Origin of the sequence: uncultured Pedobacter sp. (genome assembly GCF_913776295.1) — a bacterium.
Taxonomy (GTDB): domain Bacteria; phylum Bacteroidota; class Bacteroidia; order Sphingobacteriales; family Sphingobacteriaceae; genus Pedobacter.
Genome location: NZ_CAJYOJ010000087.1, coordinates 82,127 through 102,616, shown reverse-complemented (window position 1 = coordinate 102,616; position 20,490 = coordinate 82,127). Strand labels below are relative to the sequence as shown.

16 protein-coding genes are annotated in these 20,490 nt (G+C 39.4%); 15 read left to right on the top strand and 1 reads right to left on the bottom strand.

The window, feature by feature from the left end; translation table 11 throughout:
* Positions 1 to 63 precede the first annotated feature (63 nt).
* A complete protein-coding gene (locus QZ738_RS20685; RefSeq protein WP_293790279.1) occupies positions 64 to 708 on the top strand; it encodes a YceH family protein in 645 nt (214 codons plus the stop codon).
* Positions 709 to 1,125: 417 nt separating this feature from the next.
* On the opposite strand, the gene fabF is transcribed toward QZ738_RS20685, so the two are convergent.
* A complete protein-coding gene (gene fabF, locus QZ738_RS20680) occupies positions 1,126 to 2,376 on the bottom strand; it encodes a beta-ketoacyl-ACP synthase II (RefSeq protein ID WP_293790276.1) in 1,251 nt (416 codons plus the stop codon).
* Positions 2,377 to 2,712: 336 nt separating this feature from the next.
* Here fabF and QZ738_RS20675 point away from each other — a divergent pair, with 336 nt between their 5' ends.
* From QZ738_RS20675 to QZ738_RS20610, 14 genes are all read left to right on the top strand, one after another.
* The gene (locus QZ738_RS20675; protein WP_293790273.1) at positions 2,713 to 3,624 is read left to right on the top strand and encodes an AraC family transcriptional regulator; all 912 of its coding nucleotides are present in this window, start codon (positions 2,713 to 2,715) and stop codon (positions 3,622 to 3,624) included.
* A gap of 89 nt (positions 3,625 to 3,713) precedes the next feature.
* Positions 3,714 to 4,565 carry an SDR family NAD(P)-dependent oxidoreductase gene (locus QZ738_RS20670; protein ID WP_367268616.1) on the top strand — a complete coding sequence of 284 codons (852 nt, stop codon included), beginning with the start codon at positions 3,714 to 3,716 and terminating at the stop codon, positions 4,563 to 4,565.
* A gap of 576 nt (positions 4,566 to 5,141) precedes the next feature.
* Positions 5,142 to 6,122 (top strand): deoxyhypusine synthase family protein, encoded by a 981-nt coding sequence (locus tag QZ738_RS20665; RefSeq protein ID WP_293790269.1) that lies wholly within the window; start codon positions 5,142 to 5,144, stop codon positions 6,120 to 6,122.
* Positions 6,123 to 6,376: 254 nt separating this feature from the next.
* Positions 6,377 to 7,678 carry a c-type cytochrome gene (locus QZ738_RS20660; RefSeq protein ID WP_293790266.1) on the top strand — a complete coding sequence of 434 codons (1,302 nt, stop codon included), beginning with the start codon at positions 6,377 to 6,379 and terminating at the stop codon, positions 7,676 to 7,678.
* Positions 7,679 to 7,726: 48 nt separating this feature from the next.
* Positions 7,727 to 10,765 carry a TAT-variant-translocated molybdopterin oxidoreductase gene (locus tag QZ738_RS20655; protein WP_293790264.1) on the top strand — a complete coding sequence of 1,013 codons (3,039 nt, stop codon included), beginning with the start codon at positions 7,727 to 7,729 and terminating at the stop codon, positions 10,763 to 10,765.
* Between the two features lie 25 nt (positions 10,766 to 10,790).
* Positions 10,791 to 12,263: an NrfD/PsrC family molybdoenzyme membrane anchor subunit gene (nrfD, locus tag QZ738_RS20650; protein WP_293790261.1), complete on the top strand. Its 1,473-nt coding sequence runs from the start codon at positions 10,791 to 10,793 to the stop codon at positions 12,261 to 12,263.
* 2 nt (positions 12,264 to 12,265) lie between these two features.
* On the top strand, positions 12,266 to 12,802 hold the full coding sequence (locus QZ738_RS20645; protein ID WP_293790258.1) for a DUF3341 domain-containing protein: 537 nt from the start codon (positions 12,266 to 12,268) through the stop codon (positions 12,800 to 12,802).
* Complete coding sequence (locus QZ738_RS20640; RefSeq protein WP_293790255.1) at positions 12,774 to 13,379, top strand: cytochrome c; 606 nt, start codon at positions 12,774 to 12,776, stop codon at positions 13,377 to 13,379. Before QZ738_RS20645 ends, QZ738_RS20640 begins: the two co-directional genes overlap by 29 nt.
* Before the next feature lie 14 nt (positions 13,380 to 13,393).
* Positions 13,394 to 14,617 carry a quinol:cytochrome C oxidoreductase gene (locus QZ738_RS20635; RefSeq protein ID WP_090986760.1) on the top strand — a complete coding sequence of 408 codons (1,224 nt, stop codon included), beginning with the start codon at positions 13,394 to 13,396 and terminating at the stop codon, positions 14,615 to 14,617.
* 69 nt (positions 14,618 to 14,686) lie between these two features.
* A complete protein-coding gene (locus QZ738_RS20630; RefSeq protein WP_293790253.1) occupies positions 14,687 to 15,919 on the top strand; it encodes a cytochrome c oxidase subunit II in 1,233 nt (410 codons plus the stop codon).
* A 23-nt stretch (positions 15,920 to 15,942) separates the two neighbouring features.
* A complete protein-coding gene (locus tag QZ738_RS20625; protein ID WP_293790251.1) occupies positions 15,943 to 17,823 on the top strand; it encodes a cbb3-type cytochrome c oxidase subunit I in 1,881 nt (626 codons plus the stop codon).
* 81 nt (positions 17,824 to 17,904) lie between these two features.
* Positions 17,905 to 18,963, top strand: coding sequence for a heme A synthase (locus QZ738_RS20620; RefSeq protein WP_293790248.1), 1,059 nt, complete (start codon positions 17,905 to 17,907; stop codon positions 18,961 to 18,963).
* 12 nt (positions 18,964 to 18,975) lie between these two features.
* Positions 18,976 to 19,884, top strand: coding sequence for a heme o synthase (cyoE, locus tag QZ738_RS20615; RefSeq protein WP_293790245.1), 909 nt, complete (start codon positions 18,976 to 18,978; stop codon positions 19,882 to 19,884).
* A gap of 15 nt (positions 19,885 to 19,899) precedes the next feature.
* Positions 19,900 to 20,466, top strand: a complete 567-nt coding sequence (locus QZ738_RS20610) for a cytochrome c oxidase subunit 3 (protein ID WP_293790242.1) — start codon at positions 19,900 to 19,902, stop codon at positions 20,464 to 20,466.
* Positions 20,467 to 20,490 lie beyond the last annotated feature (24 nt).

The window sequence follows — 20,490 nt, the reverse complement described above, 5'->3', positions numbered from 1 at the left end:
TCTTCAATACAGTTTATTACAAAATAATTTCCAAAATGCTCAGCCAATATATACTTTTATCATATGGATAACGTAAAACCCCTTCCCGATTTATCAGTAGAAGAACAACGTGTTTTAGGCGCTCTAATAGAAAAAAGCCGCACCACACCTGATTATTACCCGCTGACTTTAAATGGCTTAACTGCAGCCTGCAACCAAAAAAGTTCAAGAAACCCGGTGGTAAATTATGATGAGGAAACCATAACCTTAACGCTAAACCAACTTAAAATTAAAGGTTTAATCTCCACAGCTACAGGAGGATCGAGTCGCGTTACCAAATACAAACATAATTTGGCCATCGTTTATCCTTTATTACCGTCAGAATTGGCCATCATCTGCCTTTTGCTTCTACGCGGGCCTTTAACGCCAGGAGAAATCAATAGCAATTCGGGCAGGTTGTACGAATTTGAAAGTATAGAAGAGGTTTTGGAACAGCTTCAAAAACTTTCGGATGAAGAACCAGCTTTTGTAAAACAATTACCAAAAAGAGCTGGCCAGAAAGAAGCCCGTTTTATTCATCTATTGGGCGAACAAGCTGAAATCACAACCGAAACGGAAGTACATATCTCAACTCAAATTGATACTACTGCTTTAGAAAACCGCATTGAGAAACTTGAATTGGAAGTGGAAGAGCTTAAAGAACTGGTAAATTTGTTGATGAATAAGTAGGTTAGCTAGTCTATTCGTCATTAGTTCAAAGTTTTTTTAGTAATAACTTTAATTAAGGTGTTCGTTAGTTTGAGCGTAGTTAGACTTTGCTAGTTAATTTTCCATGTTTTTGTGTCTCCGTGACAAGAATGAGGTCTTAGCGAAATGCTAAGACCAGTACTAAGTGAAAGATAAATTTAAGCAGATAATCCAGCAAAAAATCGTCATTCCCAACTCGATTGGGAATCTTAAAGCGCTTGCTTAAGATTGTCCGCATTCGCTGGAATGACGACCACCTGAATGAGTCCTAGCAAGGAAACTGCAATAAGAACCCCTTCCCTAATCGTGTAGCAGCAAAGCACTATTACATTAAACTTTCCTGTAGTGAAAATATTCTTCACTGCGTTCAGAATGACAGGGTGGGATTTTTTGAGACCATTAAGCTTCGTACTTTTTAAAAATAGTACTTGCTGTGTGACCACCGAAACCAAAAGTGTTATTCAGCACATAATTGATTTCCTTTCTAATAGGCTCGCCCAATACAATATTTAATCCCTTTGGAATATTTTCGTCGAGATTTTTAGTATTGATGGTAGGTGGAATGATATTATCCCTTATTGATAAAATACTGATCAAACTTTCCACTGCACCGGCAGCACCCAACAAATGACCTGTCATGGATTTGGTTGCACCAATAACTACGGGTAAACCACTAAAAACAGCACTAATACCCCGTAATTCACTCAAATCACCCAGTCCGGTTGAGGTAGCATGTGCATTAATATAATCAATTTTATCTGCAGTAATCCCGGCATCTTTTAACGCTTTTGTCATACCTAAAGCAGCGCCAATCCCATCCGGAGGTGTTCCGGTAAGGTGATAGGCATCTGCAGCCATTCCTCCACCCACGATCTCAGCATAAATATTTGCGCCACGCGCCAAAGCATGTTCCAGCTCTTCCAACACCAAAGCCCCCGCGCCTTCACTCATCACAAAGCCATCCCTGTCTTTATCAAAAGGTTTAGATGCACCCTGAGGATCATTGTTATTTTTTGATAAGGCCTGAGCGGCACTGAATCCACCCATAGAGGATTTGGTGATAGCGGCTTCAGAGCCCCCGGCAACCATCACGTTAGCTTTACCCAAACGGATCGTATCAAAAGCATTTACGATGGCAGTATTGGAGGATGCACATGCCGAAACCGTGCAATAATTTGGTCCACGTAATTTATGGCGGATGGAAATGGCCCCGGCAGCGATATCAACAATCATTTTTGGTATAAAATAGGGGTTAAATCTTGGCGTGCCATCCCCGGCATGAAATTCTTCTAATTGCGCTTCGAAAGTACCTATACCACCGTTTCCGGTTGCCCAGATTACGCCAACTTCTGCCAATTCCCAATCATTCATGGTCCTGAAATCCAATCTGGCATCTTCTATGGCCTGATCACTCGAAGCAATGGCGTACTGCGTAAAAAGGTCGTATTTTTTGATCTCTTTTTTCTCCAGGTATTCTTCAGGATTAAAATCCTTTACTTCGCCCGCAAATTGCGTTTTAAATTTACCCGGATCAAATTTTGTAATGGGACCAATGCCACTTTCTCCAGCTAATATCTGTTGCCAAAATTGCTCAACGCTATTACCAAGCGGAGTTATCGCACCTAAACCAGTTACTACTACTCTTTTCATTTTAATTTTTTTAATCAATTCTTCTGGATAAAATCAACATTTAATGTATACAAAGGGCTAATACAGCCCAATCGTTTTACTAAAGTTGATATAAAACCAGGATTACACTTCATGCCGCGAAAGTAACAATTCCCATATTGAAAACCGTCATCTAAATGGAAACAACATTTTATTCGCATCCTCTCTATACCATTTTAATGTTCAGCAGAAGCAGTAGAGTCTTCTATGTTGGTATTAAAATGTTAAAATAATACACGCTGACCGATATTTAGTCCAATCCTATTCACCATCAACCTAAAAAACGTAAGTTAGGTTTGAATTTTGTAACTTTGCTTTATGAACAAACCAGAAACGATAGAAGATTTTTATCAGAACAAATTCAGGTTTCTGCCTGATAACCTCCGGAATGGCGTAGGTCATTTTAACGTTTTCAAACTGGAAGATTGTTTAAGGGATGATCGCAAGCCGATGAGTTATAACCGAAGGGATTATTACAAAATCTGCCTCACGCGTGGTCATAACGTTTACCACTATGCAGACAGGAGTATCGAAATTAATGGTACAGCTTTAATTTTTTTTAATCCGCTTGTACCTTACACCTGGGAACTGGGCAGCGGCAAACAAAGTGAGGTAACCGGTTATTTTTGCATTTTTACCGAGGCTTTTTTCACCGAAAAGATTCGTGGAAACATTGGCGATTTACCGATGTTTACCCATGGAGGAAAACCCGCATACATTTTAAATGAACAACAGGACAAGCATATCGAAGCTATTTTTGCGAAGATGTTTGAGGAAATTAATTCTGATTATCTCTATAAATATGATCTGCTCCGTAACTACATTACCGAAATTACCCATTTTGCTTTGAAAACAGAGCCTTCCGGAAATTTATTAAGGCATACGGACGCCAATGCCAGGATTACCGCTGTTTTTACAGAATTACTAGAGCGTCAGTTTCCCATTGAAACCACCACCCAAAGGTTTACCATGCGCTCAGCCAAAGATTATGCGTCGCAGCTTTCGGTACACGTAAACCATTTAAACCGTGCGATAAAAGAAACTACTGGCAAAACAACTACCCATTATATTACAGAACGTTTATTAAGAGAAGCCAAAGCACTATTGAAGCATACGGACTGGAATATTTCAGAAATAGGTTATTGCCTCGGATTTGAAGAGCCAACCCATTTCAACAACTTTTTCAAAAGATTAACCAACCACACGCCTACTTCTTACCGGATTGTTTGAATTTCGTAACAATCAGTTTGATTCTCGTAATAGCCTAAATTCACTTGCACTGTAATTTTGTCTTAACAAAAAAGGATAAAACTATGGGCATGAAAAAAGTTTGGTTTATTACCGGAGCTTCAAAGGGCTTAGGATTAAGTTTAGTTCATCAGTTATTAAGGGCTGGCCAAGCTGTGGCAGCTACCTCAAGAAATATAGATGAGCTTAAAAAAGCAGTAAATGATGAAACGGGAAAATTTCTTCCTCTGGCCGTTAATCTTGCTGACGAAAAAAGTGTAGAGGATGCAATACAAGCAACTATTGCAAAATTCGACAGAATAGATGTTGTAATCAATAATGCAGGTTATGGCATTGGTGGAAGCATAGAAGAATTGACTGATGCGGAAACGCGCAACAGTTTTGACGTAAATGTTTTTGGAACAATAAACGTCATCAGAAAGGTTTCACCTCATTTAAGGGCGCAACGAGCTGGCCACATCATCAACATCGCATCAATTGCGGGCATAGCCGGTGCAACTGGCTGGGCGATATATTCGGCAGCGAAATCGGCAGTAATTGCGTTGTCGGAGGTATCGGCAGAAGACCTTAAAGAATTTGGTGTTAAGGTAACAGTGGTAGCGCCTGGTGCCTTCAGAACCAGTTTCTTAACTGCCGACTCATTGGTTTTGGCTGCCAACCCAATTGCCGAGTATGAAGAGGTACGGACAATACACAACAAATACTTAAAAATGGATGGTCAGCAAATTGGCGACCCTGAAAAAGCTGCAGCAGCTATGATCTCATTGGCCGGTATGCCTAATCCTCCGGTTCATTTACTCCTGGGAAAAGATGCTTTTCAAAGAGCCAACAGCAAAATCGAGTCATTAACAAAAGAGTTTAACAACTGGAAAGCCATTACGATCTCAACAGATTTCGAAAATTATGAGCTAACAGGGAATTAGCATCCAAAAAAAGGGTTGTATCATAAACCTGATTACATTAGAATTTGTCACATCGAGCCTGTCGAAACGCTTCAAAAAGTGTAAAGGAACGTCCTTCGACAGACTACCATTGACGTTAATTTTTAATTATTTGATAATTAGTCACTTATGAAATATGCATTTCCATCCAACAAGGCCTTCGCATTGGGTCTCCGTTCTACTTAAGTCCGGCCTAACAAATTTTTCGGACTCCACCGACCAAGCCCTATTACTGGCTTTGAAAGAAAAATTTTCAGCCGGCATTTTTGTTACTTTTTGATGCCAAAAAGTAAGAGCCATTCGGCGGCGGTGAGCCGAGGTAAGATTGCGCCGTAGGACTACAAGAAAACAATTGTACGTCAATCATATTGATTTTTATACAATAAATTATCCCTCAGGATGACAATTATGAGGGGAATCGGTTAATCGACTACGGACTGTAGACTCTGGACTCAGGACTAATTCAACACCAAACGCCACACTCCAACCGCTATACACTTTTAAGTTTTCAGCTTTCGGCCTAAATACCTATTTTTGCGGCAAACAATACAAAACGAAATGAGCAATACAAGAGGACCGATATCTAAGTTTATGGAGCGTAATTACCTCCATTTTAATGCTGCTGCAATGATGGATGCGGCTAAAGGATACGAAACGCATTTAGATGAAGGTGGTAAAATGATGATCACACTTGCTGGTGCAATGAGTACTGCAGAATTGGGAATTTCACTTGCAGAGATGATTCGCCAGGATAAAGTGGCCATTATTTCTTGTACAGGTGCAAACCTTGAAGAAGATATTATGAATCTGGTGGCACATTCTCATTATAAACGCGTGCCAAACTATCGCGATTTAAGTCCGCAGGATGAATGGGATCTTCTAGAGAACCATTACAACCGTGTTACCGATACCTGTATTCCGGAAGAAGAAGCTTTCCGCCGTTTACAAAAACACATCCACAAAATCTGGAAAGATGCAGATGATGCCGGTGAAAGATATTTCCCACATGAGTTTATGTATAAAATGCTGCTAAGTGGTGTTTTGGAACAATATTATGAGATTGATCCTAAAAACTCGTGGATGCTGGCTGCGGCAGAAAAGAATTTACCAATCGTGGTACCGGGATGGGAAGACTCAACCATGGGTAACATTTTTGCTTCCTATGTAATCAAAAACGAATTCAAAGCGACCACCATGAAAAGTGGGATTGAGTATATGGGCTGGCTTGCCGACTGGTATGTTAAAAACTCGGAGGGTAAAGGAATTGGTTTCTTTCAGATTGGGGGCGGTATTGCCGGCGATTTCCCGATTTGTGTAGTGCCAATGCTTTATCAGGATATGGAAATGGAAAATATTCCTTTCTGGAGTTATTTCTGCCAGATTTCTGATTCAACAACTTCTTATGGTTCTTATTCCGGAGCTGTACCAAACGAAAAGATTACCTGGGGTAAACTGGATATCCACACTCCAAAATTTATTGTGGAAAGTGATGCCACAATTGTAGCGCCGTTAATGTTTGCCTGGATATTAAAACAATAATCAGAAAAATAAATAGACCAAATCGGTTTCTAGTATGCCCATTGGAGATAACATCTTAAAAATGGGCATTTTTATTGCCGGAATGGCTTGAAATGGCATTTGTTTAGAATGATTATAAATTGTATTTCAAGTCACTATTATGTCATGGGATTTATTAATAAGTTATACTTTTGTTCAAGTTTTGGTGGGGCTACCCCTAGTTCAGCATCAATTTCACAACAAAAAGTAAATTAAATAAGTATAAAGTGTTCATTATGAGAGATATCTCGATGATTTTAAAAAGCGTTTGGAAGTCGTTATTCGTGTTTTCAGCAATTTCCGTAATAGCGGTTTCTACCGTAAATGCGCAGGATGCTAAAGAAGGAAGAACGCTTTTCAAAGCTAAATGTTCTTCGTGCCACGCATTAGATGCTAAATTAGTTGGTCCGGCCTTAAAGGGTGTAAGTGATCGCCACTCGGAAGAGTTCCTTTTAAAATGGATTCCAAATTCGCAGGGTCTCGTAGCTTCTGGTAACCCTGAGGCTGTTAAACTTTTTAACGAGAATGGAAAAGTACCAATGACCTCTTTTCCTGAGTTAGATGAAACCAAGGTAAAAGATATCTTAGCTTACATTAAAGAAGGTGAACCTAAACCAGCAGGTGATGCAACCGTAGCTTCTTCTACCTTAGCTAAAGATCAGGGTACTTCAGGTTTATCAATCGCAGGTATTGTTGCCATTGTTGTATTAGCCATTGTTATTTTGGTAATCTTAGGTCGTGCTTCCAAGTTATTGGAGCGTTTGATTCTACAGAAACAAGGTATCGAAATCGAGGAAGATGTGCCGTTAAAGGTTGGTGTGCGCAAGATGTTCAAAAACAAGAAATTTGTGATGTTCTTTATCTTGTGTTTAATCATCTGTTTAGGTTCATTCGGTTGGATGGGCATGTGGAACACCGGTGTTCATACTGGTTATCAGCCGGTTCAGCCAATTAAATTCTCGCACGAGCTGCATGCAGGTGTCAATCAGATCGATTGCCAGTATTGCCACTCTGGTGCATTTAAATCAAAGAATGCATCTATACCATCATTAAATGTTTGTATGAATTGCCATAAAGCAGTACAGGCAAGAGATAAATATGATGGTGAAGTTTCTCCTGAGATCAAAAAAATCTACAATGCTTTAGGTTACGATCCTGAAACACAGAAATATGACGAGAGTAAAGCTAAACCAATGGAGTGGGTACGTGTACACAATCTTCCTGATTTTGCTTACTTCAACCACTCTCAACACGTAGTTGTTGCAGAAGATGCGATCCGCAAAGCAAAAGGATTACAACCAACAGAGCCGGTATGTTTCGCTTGTCACGGTCCGGTTAATACCATGGAAGAAATTTACCAATATTCTCCGTTAACCATGAAATGGTGTATTAACTGCCATAAGGAAACAGATATTTCTGGTCAGAAAAACAATGCTTTCTACGCTAAGGTAATCGAAGCGCATGAAAAGATTAAAAAAGGCGAGAAAATTACACCAGCGTTGTTGGGTGGTTTAGAGTGTGGTAAATGCCACTATTAATAGATAGAGTTTAGTAAGAACGTTCGAATAAACAGTAATATAGCTTAAATGGAAAGCAACAAAAAATACTGGAAAGGCTTAGAGGAGTACAACAATACACCCGATTTTGTTAAAAATAACAAAAACGAATTCGCCGAGCCACTTCCAATAGAAGATGTTTTAAATGAAGCAGGGTTAAGTACCGTTACCCCACGCCGCGACTTTTTAAAGGCGTTAGGTTTTGGTTTGGGTGCAGTAACTTTAGCAGCGTGTCAAACTGCTCCTGTTCATAAATCTATTCCTTACCTGGTAAAACCTGAAGAGGTTACCCCGGGTATTCCTAACTATTATACTTCGAGTTTTAATGGCCAGAGTATTTTAGTTAAAACCAGAGAGGGCCGCCCGATTAAAATTGAGCCGAATCCAAACGCAGGTCAGTTTTTCCGTGGTACAGATGCGAGAGCGCAGGCGTCGGTTTTAGATTTGTATGATGTATCTAAACTAAAAGCACCAGCTTTAGTAAAAGATGGAAAAGTTGAAGAAACTACCTGGGCAAAAATCGACAGCTTTGTAAAGGGCGAATTAGCAAAAGCACAGGCTGGTGGCAAAAAAATCCGTTTGGTATCATCAACGGTAAACAGTCCGTCAACCAATGCGGTTATTGCACAATTTATTGCAAAATACCCTGCAACTAAACTGGTGCAGTATGATGCCGTGTCTTATACCGGTATGATCCAGGCCAACCAAAATAGTTTCGGTAAAGCAGTATTACCTAAATACAACTTTGATAAGGCTGATTTAATTGTAAGTTTCGGGGCCGATTTCTTAGGTACGTGGATTAGCGGAGAAGAGTTTACTGCTCAATATACTGCTAACCGTAACTACAAATCGTTAGAAAATAAAAAAATGAGCCGCCACATTCAGTTCGAAAGTGGAATGAGCTTAACAGGTACCAATGCAGATACCCGTGTTCCGGTTAAATTATCGGAAGAAGGACCTGCTTTAATTGCCTTGTATAATGCAATTACTGGTAATGCTTTACCTGGCGGAACATTGGGCAACAATGCTACCGCTGATAAGGTAATTAAACTGGTAGCTAAAGAATTAGTACAAGCTAAAGGTAAAGGCCTGGTAGTTTGTGGTTCGAACGATGTGTCTACCCAGATTTTAGTAAATGCCATTAACGCCGCTATCGGAAGTTATGGTACCACCATTGATTTAGATAACCCTTGTTATTTATATGCCGGTAACGATGCCGAATTTAATGGCTTAGTTGCTGAAATGAACCGTGGCGAAGTTGGTGCAGTTTTATTCTTAAACACCAACCCGGTTTATGATGCTCCGAATACTAAAGCATTTACCGATGCTTTGGCAAAGGTTCCTGCGAAGATTTCATTCGCTGATCGTGCAGATGAAACCGCTACGGCTTGTGATGCAATTGCCATTAACCATAATTATTTGGAATCATGGGGTGATGCAAACGCTTACGAAGGGTATTATTCTATCGTTCAGCCAACAATTAACCCTGTTTTTAACAGTCGCCAGGCTGAAGAAAGTTTATTAACATGGGCTGATGCGCCTGTTAAAGACTACTATCAGTTTGTTCGTAGCAACTGGGAAGCTAAAATGTTACCAGCGGTTGGTTTGAAATGGGAAGAGGTTTTGGAAAAAGGTGTGGTTACGGCAACTGCAAAAACTGCTGGTGCTTATTCATTCACACAATCATTGGCGCAGGTTGCTACTTCAATTGCCAATAGCAGCAAAGCTTTTAAAGGCGGTGACCAGATTGAGTTACAGGTTTACGAAAACGTACCGATGCGTGATGGTAAAAATGCCAATAACGCATTTTTACAGGAGTTACCAGATCCGGTATCGAAAGTAACCTGGGATAACTTCGTTGCCCTTGCACCTAAAACTGCAGAAAAATTAAAGGTTAAAGAGTTTGATGTGGTTTCTGTTAAAGGAAGCAACGGATATTCGGTAGATCTTCCGGTATTAATCCAGCCAGGACAAGCACAGGGAACGGCATCTATCGCATTAGGTTACGGCCGTACCAAAGCTGGTAAAGCTGGTAATGAGGTTGGTAAAAATGCTTTCCCGTTTGTTTCTTTTGTAAACGGAACCATGCAATATGCTACAAACGTAACCATCAGCCCAACAGGCGGTTACTATGAGCTTGCACAAACACAAACTCACCACTCTTTTGAAGGCCGTGCCGTAATTAAAGAAGCTACATTTGCAGAGTATTTAAAAAATGCTGGTGCAGGTAACGAAAAAGGTGAGCATAAAAATTACGATCTGTGGGATCAATATGAAAAACCTGGTAACAACTGGGTAATGGCGATCGATTTGAATGCCTGTACAGGTTGTGGTTCTTGTATTGTTGCCTGTAACGTAGAAAACAATATCCCTGTTGTAGGCCGCGATGAGGTTCGCCGTCGCCGTGAAATGCACTGGATCCGTATCGACCGTTATTACAGCTACGAAACTAAGAATGGTGATGTAACCAAAGAGAAAGAAATTGCCAAGTTAGAAGACCTGGATCACGTTTCTGTAGTTCACCAACCGATGTTGTGTCAACACTGTGACCATGCACCTTGCGAAACGGTTTGTCCGGTATTGGCAACTGTACACTCCAGTGATGGTTTAAACCACATGGCTTACAACCGTTGCGTAGGTACACGTTACTGTGCAAATAACTGTCCGTACAAAGTACGTCGTTTCAACTGGTTTAACTACTGGAACGATTCACGTTTCGATAACTATTTAAATAACGAGTTTACCCAATTGGTTTTAAACCCTGATGTAACTACACGTTCAAGAGGGGTAATGGAAAAATGCTCAATGTGTATTCAACGTATACAAGGTGGCAAATTGCAAGCCAAACTGGAGAAACGTCCATTAAAAGATGGCGATATTAAAATGGCTTGTCAGGAAGCTTGTTCAGCAAATGCGATTGTATTTGGAGATGCAAACGATCCAAATTCAGAGGTTTCAAAAGCATTACGTTCTGAGCGTATCTACTACGTATTGGAAGAGATCAATGTGAAACCGGGTATCGGCTACATGACAAAAATTAGAAATACAGATACAACAGTACAAGCGTAAGCTTAGTATAAAGAAAATACAAATTATGTCAGGACATAACGAATCAATACTTAGAGAACCATTAATTACCGGCGATAATATCACGTATGCCAAAATTACGGATGATATTTTAATGCCGGTAGAAAACAAGCCGAACAAGGCCTGGTGGATTGGTTTCATCGTTTCAGCATTAGGTGCTTTACTTTGGGTAGTAGCTGTTAGTTACACTTTTTGGAATGGTATCGGTGCATGGGGCTTAAATAAAACAGTAGGTTGGGCATGGGATATCACCGGTTTCGTATGGTGGGTAGGTATCGGTCACGCGGGAACACTTATTTCGGCAGTACTGTTACTCTTCCGTCAGAACTGGCGTAACTCCATCAACCGCTCGGCAGAGGCGATGACTATTTTCGCCGTAATCTGTGCCGCAACGTATGTGGTATCTCACATGGGCCGTCCTTGGTTAGCCTATTGGGTTTTACCTTTACCAAATCAGTTTGGATCACTTTGGGTAAACTTTAACTCACCATTGGTATGGGATATGTTTGCGATCTCCACTTATTTCTCGGTGTCATTATTATTCTGGTACACTGGTTTACTACCAGATATTGCAACGATCCGCGACCGTGCGGTGGGTACCCGTAGAAAAATCTATTCTATCTTCTCTTTTGGATGGAGTGGAAGTGTGAAAACCTGGCAACGTTTCGAAGCGGTGTCATTAATCTTAGCTGGTATTTCTACACCGCTTGTACTTTCGGTACACACCATCGTATCCATGGACTTTGCAACATCGGTAATTCCGGGATGGCATACCACCATCTTCCCGCCATACTTCGTGGCAGGTGCGATTTTCTCAGGATTTGCGATGGTATTAACTTTATTGTTGGTTGCACGTAAAGTATTGGGCTTAGAAAATTACATCACCATGTTCCACATTGAGTCGATGAATAAAATCATCATCTTAACCGGATCAATCGTAGGTGTTGCTTATTTAACTGAGTTTTTTATCGCATGGTATTCAGGTTCAGAGTATGAGCAGTATGCATTTATCAATAGGTCTACTGGTCCTTACTGGTGGTCTTACTGGATGATGATGACTTGCAACGTAATCTCTCCACAGTTATTATGGTTCAAAAAGATCCGTTTAAGTATTAAAGCTACCTGGATTTTATCAATCGTGGTAAACGTAGGTATGTGGTTTGAGCGTTTCGTAATTATCGTTACTTCACTGCACCGCGATTATATTCCATCAAGCTGGGCTATGTTCTATCCAACCTGGGTTGATATCAGTGTATTCGTAGGTTCGATTGGATTATTCTTCACCTTATTCTTATTGTTCCTAAGGGTATTGCCATCAATTGCTATTGCAGAGGTTAAATTATTATTAAAAACTGCAAGTGAGCAGGCTAAAATGAAACAGATTAAAGAGGGGCATGAGAATAAAGAATATGTAGCTGAATACATAGAGTCTTTAGAAAAATTTGATAGTGTTAAACAAGAAGATTACGCAAAAATATAACAATGAGTGATATCAAATATATTTTAGGCAGCTTTGGCGATCCTGATGAAATGATGCACGGCATCGAAAAGCTTCAGGAAAATAACATCAGTATTTATGATGTATATACACCGATGCCTATACACGGAATAGAAGCCAAATTAGGAATTAAGAGATCCAGAATCGATATCGCAGCATTTTGCTTTGGTATTACCGGTACTTGCTGTGCATTCGCTTTGATTTATTTCTGCGCAGTAATCGATTGGAGGGTAAACATAGGGGGTAAACCATCATTTGCATTGCCGGATTTTATTCCGATAATGTTCGAGCTTACCGTATTATTCTGTGCTTTCGGTATGGTGTTAACTTATTATGCATCTACTCACTTATTTCCGGGAAGAGCACCAAGAGTGATGGATCTACGTGCTACTGATGATCGCTTTGTGATTGCAGTAGATGCGAAAGACAATGCAGCACATACTGTAATTGATGGATTATTAAAAGAAGCAGGTGCTTTAGAAATAAAGTATAATGAAAGGAAGTACATTAGCTATGAATAAGAATAAATTTGTTTACACAGCGTTTTTAGCTATCGCTTTTGCAGCTACCTTTTCTGCTTGTAAAGATAAACGCAGTACTGGCTTAGAATATGCCAGAAACATGTATGATCCGATTGCTTATAATCCGGATCAGCCAAACAAAAATTTTAACGATGGTAAAACGGCTCAGTTACCTCCTGCACATACTAAACCGGTAGGTTTTACTGAATACGACGAATATCCTAATACTAAAGAAGGATATGAAGCAGCAGGAGTGAGTATGGTAAATCCGTTACCGGTTGATACGGTTAATCTGGCTCAGGGTAAACACTTATTTACCGTTTTCTGTAGCCCTTGCCACGGAGATAAAGGAGACGGACAGGGACACCTGGTTAAAATTGAGAAATTTAGTGGTGTACCTGCTTACCAAACCGGTTCATCATCCAGAGGCGGTAATATGGTTGATCTTACCGCGGGTAAAATCTATCATACCATTACATATGGTGTAAATAACATGGGCTCGCATGCTTCGCAAATCTCACCAACAGATCGTTGGAAAGTGGTGATGTATGTTCAACAATTACAAAAAGGACAATAGTAAAGCAAATATAAATGGGAACTCACAATATTAATTTTAGTGAACAGTTTGAGTTTACAGGTAAAGTAAAAACGTTAAGCATTGTTGGTATCGTTATCGGTATTGCAGCTGTATTGTTCGGTTTTTTGGCTGGCGATAAAGTAATGCACGAACGGACTTTTGCTAACCTGTTGCTTATGGCATATTACTTTGCATGCGTTTGTATGTCTGGTACATTTTTCCTGGCTGTTCAATATGTAGCGCAGGCAGGATGGTCTGCATCAATTTTACGTGTACCACAGGCTATGGCGAAAACCTTGCCTATAGCCGCTGTAATACTTGTAGTGGTTATTTCAGCAGGATTATACTCACACAACTTATATCACCACTGGCATGCAGAGGGATTAACTGATCAAAATAGTCCTAATTATGATGCTATTATTGCAGGTAAATCAGTGTTCCTAAATGTACCTTTTTTCTTAGGTCGCCAAGTGGTATTCTTGGGTGTTTATAGTATATTTTCGATCATGTTTGTCAAGTTTTCTTATAACGAAGATTTGGCAGGTGGTTTAAATTCATATAGAAAAAGCTTTAAAAATGCCTGTATCTTCCTGGTAATTTATGGTTTCACTACACCTGTATTTGCTTTTGATACCATCATGTCTTTAGAGGCACACTGGTTCTCTACCATGTTTGGCTGGTATAACTTCGCCGCAATGTGGGTAAGCAGCTTAGCTACAATTGCTGTTATCCTGATCTTATTAAGAAGAGCAGGTTATATGCAATGGGTTAACAATAGCCACTTACACAATTTAGGCCAGTTTATTTTTGGTTTCTCCATCTTCTGGACTTATGTATGGTTTGCTCAATTCTTATTGATCTACTATGCGAATATGCCTGAGGAGACTGTATATTTCTACAAACGTTTTGAATATTATAAGTTCTGGTTTTTCTTAAACCTGGCCATGAATTTCTTAGCCCCAGTATTATTATTAATGGACAGAGATAACAAAAGAACCGATGCCAAATTATTATTCGTTTCTATCGTGGTATTATTAGGTCACTGGGTAGATTATTACCAGATGATTATGCCAGGTGCGGTTGAGGATGGTCATAATGGTTTTGGAATTGTAGAAATCGGTATTGCATTAGGTTTCGTAGGATTGTTTACCTTTACGGTTTTATCATCGTTGAGCAAAAAGCCTTTAATTGCAAAGAATCACCCATTATTACAAGAAAGTTTGCATCATCAGCTATAGTGGTGATAGGATAGAGCAAATATTTAATTATTATTATAATTAGCAGTACAGCGTACTACTTTTAAGAAAATGAGTTTAAGAAAGTTTATAACGAATAAAACGACCGCAGCTTTAGCAGTATTGACTACTGTTTTTGCAAACACTAGCGTATTTGCGCAAGATGCAGCAGCAGGTGCTGCCGCGGCACCGAAGGTTGATATGGGCGAGGTTTATAAATCGGTAATATTTTATATTCTGGTTTTCCTTGCAGTATGCTTATTCATTGCCATTATTGGTAAAGCAATAAAAGTATATGAGTTAAGCCGCGAAGCACAGGGTAAACCTGTTGGTATCAACTGGAACAGGGTACATGCAAGTTTGTTTGCATTGTTTCTGGTGATCGGTTTATATGGAGTATATTGGGAATATACAGTACACGGATCAATGTTACTTCCTGATGCTGCATCTGAGCACGGAAAGAAAATTGATAGAATGTTTAATCTAACATTAATCATTACCACAATCGTATTTGTGGTAACACACATCCTGTTATTCGGATTTTCTTACATCTATAAGTACTCTGCTAAAAGAAAAGCTTACTACTATCCACATAATAATACCATCGAAAAAATCTGGACAATCGTTCCGGCTTTAGTATTAACGGTTTTGGTTTTAATGGGTTTCTTAACCTGGAGATCTATCTTCTTCAAAGTGGAAGATCCAAATAACAAGCCATTACAGATCGAAGTTACTTCAGAGCAGTTTAAATGGTCTATCCGTTATCCTGGAGCTGATGGAATAGTAGGTAACAAAAATTATAAGCTGACTACGGCTACCAATACATTGGGTATTGACTTTAAAGATGTTAATTCCCGTGATGATGAAATGGCAGATGAGATGGTGCTTCCTGTGGGCAAACCAGTTAAACTTATCCTGACCAGTAAAGATGTAATTCACAGTTTTTATATGCCACACTTTAGGGTGCAGTTAAATACCGTACCAGGTATGAGAACGATATTTGAATTCACACCTACAAAAACAACTGCAGAAATGCAGCAGGAAACTAACGATCCTAACTTTAATTATCTTTTTTTATGTGCTAAAATCTGCGGATCAGGTCACTATAACATGCAAAAAGTTGTTCGTGTAGTATCAGAGGCTGAATACAAAACCTGGATTGCAGAACAAAAAACATACTTAAACGACGATTTAAGGAAACAATTTAATTTGCCAGTGGCACCTGCGCCTGTAAAATCAGAAGCAGACTCAGCAGCTAAAGATTCATCAGCTGTAAAAACTAACCAAATGGCTTTAAATAAATAATATTAAGCAGGAGCGAACGAATTATGTCAACAATAGCATTACACGACGAACACAATCACGATCACGCTGATCATGGGCATCATAAGGAGACTTTGATTTCAAAGTACATCTTTAGTATGGATCATAAAATGATTGCCAAGCAATTTTTGATTACCGGTATCATTATGGCGGTAATTGCAATGGGCTTGTCCATCTTATTCCGTATTCAATTGGCATGGCCAGATCAGAACTTCCCTTTCTTAGAAACATTCCTGGGTAAATGGGCCGAAGGAGGTCGTATTAAGCCTGACTTTTATCTGGCTTTAGTAACCATTCACGGTACCATTATGGTATTCTTTGTACTAACCGCCGGATTAAGTGGTACCTTTAGTAACTTATTGATCCCACTTCAGGTAGGGGCAAGAGATATGGCGTCTCCATTTTTAAACATGCTTTCATACTGGTTCTTCTTTATGGCTTGTGTGATCATGATGTCGTCATTCTTCATCCAAACAGGACCAGCATCAGGTGGTTGGACGGTTTATCCTCCATTATCTGTAGTTGCTAAAGCGATGCCGGGTTCAGGTTTAGGTATGACGTTGTGGTTAATCAGTATGGTACTTTTCGTAGCGTCATCTTTAATGGGTGGTATCAACTACGTAAGTACAATTTTAAACATGCGTACCAAAGGGATGGACCTTTGGAAAATGCCATTAACCATTTGGGCTTTCTTTTTAACTGCGATTTTAGGTATTTTATCTTTCCCGGTTCTTGTAGCTGGTGTGGTATTAATGGTATTTGACCGTAGTTTTGGTACCAGTTTCTATCTATCTGATATTGTAATGGGTACTGATATTTTACCAAATGAAGGTGGTTCGCCGATCTTATGGCAACACTTATTCTGGTTCTTAGGTCACCCTGAGGTTTATATCGTAATTATGCCAGCATTGGGTATCTCATCTGAAGTGATTTCAGTTAATGCACGTAAACCGATCTTTGGTTATCATGCAATGGTTTACTCGCTAATCGGGATTACTGTATTATCGTTTATCGTTTGGGGTCACCATATGTTTGTAACAGGTATGAACCCATTATTGGGCGGTGTATTTATGATTACCACCTTGATTATCGCGGTACCATCTGCAGTAAAAACATTTAACTATTTGGCTACATTATGGAGGGGAAATATCCGTTTCACTCCGGCGATGTTGTTTGCTATCGGTTTGGTTTCATTCTTTATCTCAGGTGGTTTAACCGGTATTTTCTTAGGAAATGCATCATTAGATATTAACTTACACGATACATACTTTGTTGTTGCCCACTTCCACCTGGTAATGGGATCTGCAGCAATTTTTGGTATGCTTGCAGGGGTTTATCACTGGTTTCCTAGAATGTTCGGTAGAATGATGAATGCTAAATTAGGATACTTACACTTCTGGTTAACATTCATTGCAGCTTACCTGGTATTCTTCCCGCTTCACTTCTTAGGTTTGGATGGTGTACCACGTCGTTACTATGCATTTACCGAGTTTGAATTTATGAAGAAATGGTTAACCGTTAACGTATTTGTAACATGGGCAGCTATCATGGCAGCTCTGGCTCAGGTAGCGTTCTTGTTTAACTTCTTTTATTCCATCTTTAAAGGAAAAGTAGCTCCTCAGAATCCATGGGAATCTAATACGTTAGAATGGACTGCGCCTGTTGAACATTTACACGGTAACTGGCCTGGTGAAATTCCAACAGTTTACAGATGGCCTTATGATTACAGCAAGCCGGGACATGATGCGGATTTCATTCCTCAAACCGTTCCTTTCTCTCAAACCATGAGTTCTAATTTACCTCACGATTTTGAAGGAAATGAGGAAGCAGAGAAAATCCAGCAAGAATGGGAATTAGCTAATCCTGTTACAGAAAACAAAGGCTAGTTTAAGCCTAGCATAAAATTTTAAAGGGGTATCTGATTAAGTTTCTGCTTATCCGGATACCCTTTTCATCTTAATAGATATATGGTCAGCAGATCAGAACAGCGTTTCATTAGCATTAATCTTATAACCATCATAGTTACGCTATTGGTTGTACTCGCCGGAGGTATTGTTCGCAGTACCGGATCAGGCATGGGATGCCCGGATTGGCCAAAATGTTTCGACCGTTACATTCCGCCAACTGATGTATCTCAACTTCCAGCCAATTATAAAGAGAAGTATGTAGCAGGAAGGTTAAAGAAGAATGAAAAGTTTGCCAGGTATCTGGAAAGTATGGGTAAAGTAGCCCTTGCCGATAGTATCAGGTATGATAAAAGCATTACTATACCCGAAGAATTCAATCCAGGCAAAACCTGGACAGAATACCTGAACCGCTTAGCCGGGGTAGCTGCCGGTATCTTTTTATTGCTAACCGCAATTTATTCTTTCACCTATCGGAAAACGGCTAAACGAATTATTGTATTAAGCATACTTAATATTTTCGTTGTGGGCTATCAGGCCTGGTTGGGATCCATAGTGGTGTCAACTAATCTGGCACAGTGGGTGGTCACCGTACACATGCTTTTAGCATTGGTTATTTTGGCTATTTCTATTTATACTTATCATTACGCAAAGCAGCTTAATAAAGTGCCTTCAGTAATTATGTATAAAATATTATGGCTAAAAGGGTTTTTGTTCTTTACACTAGTGGTAAGTATTGCTCAGATTATTTTGGGTACCGAAGTAAGGGAAGCCATTGATGTAATTGCAAAATCTTTGGCTTATAGTGGTAAAGCAACATGGATTTCGAGGGTGGGAAGTATTTTCTCTTATCACCGTGATCTGGCCATATTGGTAGTAGTCAGCAACGGTGTGGTTTACAAGATGGTTATTGATCGTTTTAGTGGTAAAGCTGCTCCTTTATTAACCGCTAAGTTTATTTTAGTTACGCTCTTTGTACAGTTATTAAGTGGGTTAGCTTTAGCATACATCGCTTTTCCACCAGCAGCGCAGGCACTGCATATTTTGTTTTCTACGCTGTTATTTAGTTTACAGTTTTACCTGTACTTACTGGTTTACAGAACGAGTACATATAAACAATAATATTTAAGAAAATTGAAACAATATCTTTCAGATTTTTCTAAACTTATCAAATTCAGGCTATCGTTTACGGTAGTATTTTCGGCATCGATCTCCTTTTTGATCGGGCAGAAAATGCAGGTTGGTAGAAATCTTATTCCGGCTATTAATTGGAATAATTGGTTAATATTAATTGCTGGTGGTTTTTTAGTAACCGCTGCTGCAAACTGCTTTAACGAAATTATCGAAAAAGATCTGGATAAATTAATGTCTAGAACCAAAGACCGCCCGATGCCCGCAGGTAGAATGACTACCGGGCAGGGATTGATTTTGGGCGTTTTTATGGCATTTTCAGGTACGTGGCTATTGGGACAGTTAAATCTGGAGACCGGTTTGTTATCAGTTTTTTCCATTTTGTTATATGCTTTCGCCTATACACCGTTAAAGAGAAAATCGCCGATTGCCGTTTTTGTAGGCGCAATACCAGGGGCTTTGCCACCACTTATCGGTTATCTGGCCGCTTTTGGAAGCTTAAAAGCCGAAATGTTTCATGAAATTGATTATTACATTGCTGTGATTTTGTTCCTTATTCAATTTGTATGGCAGTTTCCTCACTTTTGGGCAATTGCCTGGGTTTTGGATGATGATTACAAAAAAGCAGGTTTCAGGTTATTGCCTACTAAGAAAAGAGATCGGATATCAGCACTTTTAACTTTTTTAAGTACACTGATTTTAATTCCGGTAAGTTTATTGCCAACCATTTATGGTTTCGGCGGTTATTACATTGCAGGTTTATCTTTAATCGCTGGAATTATTTTTAGCTGGCTGGCTTTTAAACTTTTAATGAGCAGAGAACTGGCAGATGCCAAAAAAGTAATGTTCTGTTCGTTTTTTTACATCCCGGCAGTGCAGCTGGGCTTATTATTAAATTTTATAGCAAAATAATTTATGGTGCTAACAATGGAAAAGATGCAGGATACGTTTGACCCAAAACCAAGAAAATTTATCGTTTGGTTATTTGTCGTATCATCAACAATTATGTTTGGTGGTTTTACCAGTTATTACCTGGTATTTGCCGCTTCAAAAGGTAAGGGACATGGTTTAGTATTACCTGACGCCTTTATTTACTCCAGTTTGGTTATTGTGGCCAGTAGCATCACTTTGGTGCTAGCTTCCAGGGCTTTAAAGAAACTTAATTTTAGCTTGCAGCGCAACATGCTTTGGATTACCGTTATTTTGGCCGTGGCCTTTGGGGTAATGCAGTTTAATGCCTGGGGAAGTATGGTAAGAACCGGGGCTACCTTGGTAGGAAATAATGCCGCAATATCGTTTATTTACGTGGTATCAGGTATGCACCTTTTGCACATTATCGCGGGTGTTGGCCTAATTATTAGTGCTTTAGCGGGTAGCTACAAAAGCCTGCCTGTTGCCAAAGTTCAGTATAGAATGGAAATCGCTTCTATTTTTTGGCATTTTATAGATATATTATGGATATATCTTTATGTTTTTTTACTTTTGAACCGTTAAATTTGTTAACAAACTATTATACTA

What these genes read in the sequence shown, in the direction of transcription:
- QZ738_RS20670 (WP_367268616.1), top strand. Translation starts at nt 3,714, where the DNA reads ATGAAAAAAGTTTGGTTTATTACCGGAGCTTCAAAGGGCTTAGGATTA.
- QZ738_RS20640 (WP_293790255.1), top strand. Translation starts at nt 12,774, where the DNA reads ATGAAAGGAAGTACATTAGCTATGAATAAGAATAAATTTGTTTACACA.
- QZ738_RS20610 (WP_293790242.1), top strand. Translation starts at nt 19,900, where the DNA reads ATGGAAAAGATGCAGGATACGTTTGACCCAAAACCAAGAAAATTTATC.
- QZ738_RS20685 (WP_293790279.1), top strand. Translation starts at nt 64, where the DNA reads ATGGATAACGTAAAACCCCTTCCCGATTTATCAGTAGAAGAACAACGT.
- QZ738_RS20620 (WP_293790248.1), top strand. Translation starts at nt 17,905, where the DNA reads ATGGTCAGCAGATCAGAACAGCGTTTCATTAGCATTAATCTTATAACC.
- QZ738_RS20635 (WP_090986760.1), top strand. Translation starts at nt 13,394, where the DNA reads ATGGGAACTCACAATATTAATTTTAGTGAACAGTTTGAGTTTACAGGT.
- QZ738_RS20630 (WP_293790253.1), top strand. Translation starts at nt 14,687, where the DNA reads ATGAGTTTAAGAAAGTTTATAACGAATAAAACGACCGCAGCTTTAGCA.
- QZ738_RS20645 (WP_293790258.1), top strand. Translation starts at nt 12,266, where the DNA reads ATGAGTGATATCAAATATATTTTAGGCAGCTTTGGCGATCCTGATGAA.
- QZ738_RS20675 (WP_293790273.1), top strand. Translation starts at nt 2,713, where the DNA reads ATGAACAAACCAGAAACGATAGAAGATTTTTATCAGAACAAATTCAGG.
- fabF (WP_293790276.1), bottom strand. Translation starts at nt 2,376, where the DNA reads ATGAAAAGAGTAGTAGTAACTGGTTTAGGTGCGATAACTCCGCTTGGT.
- QZ738_RS20665 (WP_293790269.1), top strand. Translation starts at nt 5,142, where the DNA reads ATGAGCAATACAAGAGGACCGATATCTAAGTTTATGGAGCGTAATTAC.
- QZ738_RS20655 (WP_293790264.1), top strand. Translation starts at nt 7,727, where the DNA reads ATGGAAAGCAACAAAAAATACTGGAAAGGCTTAGAGGAGTACAACAAT.
- QZ738_RS20660 (WP_293790266.1), top strand. Translation starts at nt 6,377, where the DNA reads ATGAGAGATATCTCGATGATTTTAAAAAGCGTTTGGAAGTCGTTATTC.
- nrfD (WP_293790261.1), top strand. Translation starts at nt 10,791, where the DNA reads ATGTCAGGACATAACGAATCAATACTTAGAGAACCATTAATTACCGGC.
- QZ738_RS20625 (WP_293790251.1), top strand. Translation starts at nt 15,943, where the DNA reads ATGTCAACAATAGCATTACACGACGAACACAATCACGATCACGCTGAT.